Annotated in this window: 4 protein-coding genes and 1 tRNA gene; 2 read left to right on the forward strand and 3 right to left on the reverse strand. The window is 69.0% G+C overall.

What is annotated here, in order from left to right; translation table 11 throughout:
- Nucleotides 1-91 precede the first annotated feature (91 nt).
- Entirely contained in the window at nucleotides 92-1,516 is a 1,425-nt protein-coding gene (gene boxB, locus JJB11_RS11130) for a benzoyl-CoA 2,3-epoxidase subunit BoxB (protein WP_201170491.1), read from the forward strand.
- Here the strand turns inward: boxB and JJB11_RS11135 are convergent, their stop codons facing one another.
- Both JJB11_RS11135 and JJB11_RS11140 read right to left on the reverse strand, forming a co-directional pair.
- Nucleotides 1,517-2,992 (reverse strand): TRAP transporter large permease subunit, encoded by a 1,476-nt coding sequence (locus JJB11_RS11135; RefSeq protein ID WP_201170494.1) that lies wholly within the window; start codon nucleotides 2,990-2,992, stop codon nucleotides 1,517-1,519.
- Entirely contained in the window at nucleotides 2,985-3,425 is a 441-nt protein-coding gene (locus JJB11_RS11140) for a C4-dicarboxylate ABC transporter substrate-binding protein (protein WP_201170496.1), read from the reverse strand. Before JJB11_RS11140 ends, JJB11_RS11135 begins: the two co-directional genes overlap by 8 nt.
- A gap of 105 nt (nucleotides 3,426-3,530) precedes the next feature.
- On the opposite strand from JJB11_RS11140, the gene JJB11_RS11145 reads away from it, so the two are divergent.
- A tRNA-Pro gene (locus JJB11_RS11145) sits at nucleotides 3,531-3,607 on the forward strand.
- A gap of 16 nt (nucleotides 3,608-3,623) precedes the next feature.
- On the opposite strand, the gene JJB11_RS11150 is transcribed toward JJB11_RS11145, so the two are convergent.
- A complete protein-coding gene (locus JJB11_RS11150; RefSeq protein WP_201170498.1) occupies nucleotides 3,624-4,373 on the reverse strand; it encodes a hypothetical protein in 750 nt (249 codons plus the stop codon).
- Between the last annotated feature and the right edge of the window lie 286 nt (nucleotides 4,374-4,659).

Here is a 4,659-nt window from a genome sequence, read left to right on the forward strand (position 1 = left end):
CACCGCCAGCCTACAAGAACCGACATCGAATTGCATACGTAGGCTGGCGGTGAGCGCAGCGAACCCCAGCAAGCACCCCGAGGAACACCCCATGAGCACCATTGACCTGCAAGCCAAGATCCCCAACAACGTGAACCTGGCGGACAACCGCCAGCTGCAGCGCGCGCTCGAACACTGGCAGCCGGCCTTCCTGCGCTGGTGGGACGAGATGGGTCCGAGCGGCTTCCGCGCCAAGGACGTCTACCTGCGCACCGCCGTCGGCGTCGACGCTTCCGGCTGGGCGCAATACGGCTACACGCCCATGCCCGACTACCGCTGGGGCATCTTCCTGGCCGACCAGCAGAAGGACCGCAAGATCGGCTTCGGCGATTTCATGGGCCAGGACGCGTGGCAGGAAGTGCCGGGCGAATTCCGCTCCACCTTCCGCCGCCTGATCGTCACGCAGGGCGACACCGAGCCTGCGTCCGTCGAACAGCAGCGCCTGCTGGGCCACACGGCGCCTTCGCTCTACGACCTGCGCAACCTGTTCCAGGTGAACGTCGAAGAAGGCCGGCACCTGTGGGCGATGGTGTACCTGCTGCACGCCTACTTCGGCCGCGACGGCCGCGAGGAGGCCGAGGAACTGCTGGAGCGCCATTCGGGCGACCCGGACAAGCCGCGCATCCTGGGCACGTTCAACGAGCCCATGGACAACTGGCTGTCCTTCTTCATGTTCACCTACTTCACGGACCGCGACGGGAAGTTCCAGCTGAAGTCCTTTGCCGAGAGCGCGTTCGATCCGCTCGCGCGCACCTGCCAGTTCATGCTGACCGAGGAAGCGCACCACATGTTCGTGGGCGAGACCGGCGTCGGCCGCGTCATCAAGCGCACGCTGGAAGTGATGAAGGAACTGGACACGGACGACTGGAAGAAGGTGCGCGAAGCAGGCGCCATCGACCTGCCGACCATCCAGAAGTTCATGAACTTCTGGTTCACCAGCTCGCTGGACCTGTTCGGCTCCGAAGCTTCGTCCAACGCCGCCAACTACTTCAGCAACGGCCTCAAGGGCCGGCCGGACGAGGCGAAGTTCGCCGACCACGTCGAGGCGGACACCACCATGACCATCCAGGTGCCGGACGGCCAGGGCGGTGTGCGGGACGAGAGCATCTCCGTGCGCAACGGCATCAACGAAATCACGCGCCTGGAGTACGCCAAGGACTGCAACGTGGGCGTGACCCGCTGGAACATGCTGGTAAAGCGTTCGGGCGTGCCCTTCGAGTTCAAGCTGCCGTCCACGCGCTTCCGCCGCAGCGTGGGCGCCTGGGCCGGCCTGCACACCGACCCGCAAGGCCAGCCGATCACGGCGGCCGAGTTCGAGGCGAAGCGCAACGACTGGCTGCCGACGCCGGAAGACACCGCCTTCGTCAAGAGCCTGCAGCAGCGCGTGACCGAGCCGGGCAAGATGGCCGGGTGGATCGCGCCGCCGGATCGCGGCATCAATGCCCAGCCGGTCGAGTACGAATACGTGAAGCTCTGATCAGCGCGCGGGCTGCGCGCCCGCCGGGTCCGCCGCGGGCCCGTCTTCCGGTGAGGGAGACGGGCCCATCTCACGCATGCGCCGCACCAGGTCTTCGTCCGTCTCGGTCCCCGTCGGCTCGATAGCCTGCGCGCCTGCGGTGTCGAGCGTGTGCACGGTCGCCGGGAACAGGTACACGGCGGCCCCGACCAGCAGCTGCGCCGCGACGTAGGGCGCGACCGCGCGCAGCAGCGCGCGCGTGGAGACCGCAGGCAGCCGCGCATGCGAGCGCGTCATGAGGATGGCGTAGCCCAGGGGCGGCAGCAGGAAGCCGGCCTGCAGCACGAGCAGCAGCAGCACGGCCACCTGCTGCGCATCGGCCAGTTGCACCACGAGCAGCGGCGCGACGATGGGCACGATCACGAAGATCAGTTCGAAGGCATCGAGGATCCACGCGCACGCGGCTACTGCGAGCAGCAAGAGCAGCGAGGAACCGGGCACGCCGGCCGTGACCTGCGCGAGCCACCCGCCGGTGCCGAACAGGCCGAAGACCAGGCTGAACGTGGTCGCCCCCACGAGCAGAGCGAACAAGGCGCCGACTAGCGCCAGCGTGTCCAGCAGGACTTCGCTCCAGGCGCGCGCATCGAGCGAGCGCGTGACAACGGCGAGCACGGCGAGCGCACAGCCTCCGGTCGCGGCGCCTTCGACGGCGAGCATGCGCCCGGTGAACACGCCGGCCAGCAGGAGCAGCACGCCTGCGATCGCGCCGGTGCCCAGCAGCATCTCTCGTCGGGAGAGGGGACGCTCGGCGCGGTCGGTGACCGCCGTGCGCGCTTGCCGGCCCTGCCGCCACGCGACCAGGGCCCACAGCAGCAGCACCGCCAGGGCCGGCAGCAGCGCGGCGTGGAGCACGTCCTGCGTGTTGACGATGCGCTGCCCGTCGAAGGTGGCGCCGGCGAGATGGGCGGCCTCGGTGTGGGCGCGCATCATGGCGTCGCCCAGCAGCAGCAGCACCAGCGACGGGGGCACGACCACGCCGATGGTGGCGGCCGCTGCGACGAGGGCCAACGCGCGTGCGGGCGGCAAGCCCGCGAGCCGCGGCGCGACCAGGCGGGAGAGCAGGGCCGAACTCGCGGCGACCGAGCCGTTCATGGGCGCGAGCAGCGCGCCGCTCGCCAACGCCGACAGCGCCGCACCGGCGCCGGTGCCGCGCAGCAGCCGGGAGAAGCAGCGGACCAGCGCATCGGCCACGGGCAGCCGCTGCAGCAGGAAGCCGAGGAACACGTAGAGCGGCATGGCCTGGAGCAGGTCGTGTTCCAGCAGGTTCACCAGCCGTGGGTAGGCCGCGCCCAGCACGCCCGCGTCGAGCACACCCATTGCAATGCCCAGCGCGGCCCCGAGGCTGGCCACCCCCAGCAGCAGCGCCCAGACGGGCAAGCCGGTGCCGGCGACGAGCGCTGCGAGGAGCGCCAGCATGCCGAGGCCGGCGCTAGGCATCCGGAGCTTCCACGCGCCAGGCCGCGGCCAGCGACTGCAGCAGGGCCAGCAGCACCAGGATCCAGGCGGCCGCCTTGATCAGGAAGTAGCCCGGATTCAGCGTGTCCGGAAACTTCTCCAGCGTGCGCAGCGATTCCCACACGGGCGCGGAGAGCGTCCACAACATGAAGAGCGACCAGGGCAGCACGCAGGCAAGCGTCGCGACCGCGGCGACTCGGCGCGAACGCAGCGGCGGACCGGCGACCAGGTGCGTGCCGGTGCGCCCCGCAAAGCCGACGCCGAAGGCCATCGCCAGTGCGAACAGGACTTGCGCCGCGTCGTTCGCCTGGCGCGACCCGGCCTGCACCAGCTCGCGCAGCGGCCACTGCGCGAACAGCAGCACCGCCAGGGGCAGCACGAGCAAGGAGGCAGCGAGGTACACGCGGCGAAGCATGGGCCGAGTGTAGGCAGGCCGGGCTGACTGGACGGAGGCGCCCCGCGGCGGCCGCGCGACGGCGGCTGGGTGCCGCCAGGGGTCACGCGTAGAATGCGAGCCAGTCGGAGCGTAGCGCAGTCTGGTAGCGCATCTGGTTTGGGACCAGAGGGTCGTAGGTTCGAATCCTATCGCTCCGACCAATCTTCCCCGGCGCCCTCAAGGCAGCGGCGCCACCTCCGCATACACGCTGAAGAATTCGCCGCCGCGCCGGTCGCAACCGGCAGCGATGTGTCCCAGCGGCATCTGCTGCATCCCGGCGAGCACGGCCTCGAAGCGTTCCCCCGCGACCGCGAAATGGGCGGCGGCGGCGCGCAGCTGCGATGCGGCGTCCGCCACCGCGAGCCCGCTCTTGTACAGGTTCACGTCGAACGACCGACGCGGGTTGCCCGTTTCGCTCACCTCGAGATAAAGGAAGGGCGCTTGCGGGCGAACGCGTGCGGCGAGCCGCACGATGTCCTGGGCGATGTCCACGGCCGCGGCCGGGGCGGCCTCCGGGACGACGGCGCGCATGCGTTGCAGCACGTCGCGCGTGTTCAGGAGCGGCACGCAGATGTAGTGCGCTTCCTCGAAGTGTCCGGGCCGGGCGCTGTCCCATTTGACGCCCAGGTGCAGCAGCTGCGGCGACGCGTCGCCGGCGCGCACGCGCCTGCGCACGGCATCCCAGAACTCCAGGTACAGCTTGAACACGCGATGAACACCGCTCTCCTCGGTCGCGAAGAAGACTGCGTTGGCCTCGCCGAAACGCTGCGTAACGATTTGTTGTGCAGCTGTGGGCATGCCGAGCGCTGCACCCACCGCGACCGTGGCGTCCAGCGAGAAGGTCGATGTCGGAACGCCGATGAGCATACGGTCGGCCAGCAACGCGCCCGGCACGAGCTTGAAGGATTGCTCGCGTCCATATGGCACGCCCGCACCTTCGATCCGCGCGAGCACTTGGCGCCACGCAGGAGCGGAGTCAAGTGCATGCGTTGGTTCTTTGGTGCCCATGTCCAAGACAGTTCGATCACAGTCTGTTTGTATTTGAAACCGGCGTAGGCGCGCTCCCTAAGCTGACTTATAACCTGCGGGGTCGACGGAAGAAATTGTCGACGAAACGCGAATAACCGGTACCCCAAAAGTACTCGAGACCGGGGGAGATTCGACCCGTTCACTTGTGACGTGGCAGGCCCGTGGGCCGTGCCCGGGGGCTACC

It is taken from the genome of Ramlibacter ginsenosidimutans, from assembly GCF_016654015.1.
In the GTDB taxonomy this organism is placed as follows: Bacteria; Pseudomonadota; Gammaproteobacteria; order Burkholderiales; family Burkholderiaceae_C; genus Ramlibacter; species Ramlibacter ginsenosidimutans.

What these genes read in the sequence shown, in the direction of transcription:
- boxB (WP_201170491.1), top strand. Translation starts at nt 92, where the DNA reads ATGAGCACCATTGACCTGCAAGCCAAGATCCCCAACAACGTGAACCTG.
- JJB11_RS11140 (WP_201170496.1), bottom strand. Translation starts at nt 3,425, where the DNA reads ATGCTTCGCCGCGTGTACCTCGCTGCCTCCTTGCTCGTGCTGCCCCTG.
- JJB11_RS11135 (WP_201170494.1), bottom strand. Translation starts at nt 2,992, where the DNA reads ATGCCTAGCGCCGGCCTCGGCATGCTGGCGCTCCTCGCAGCGCTCGTC.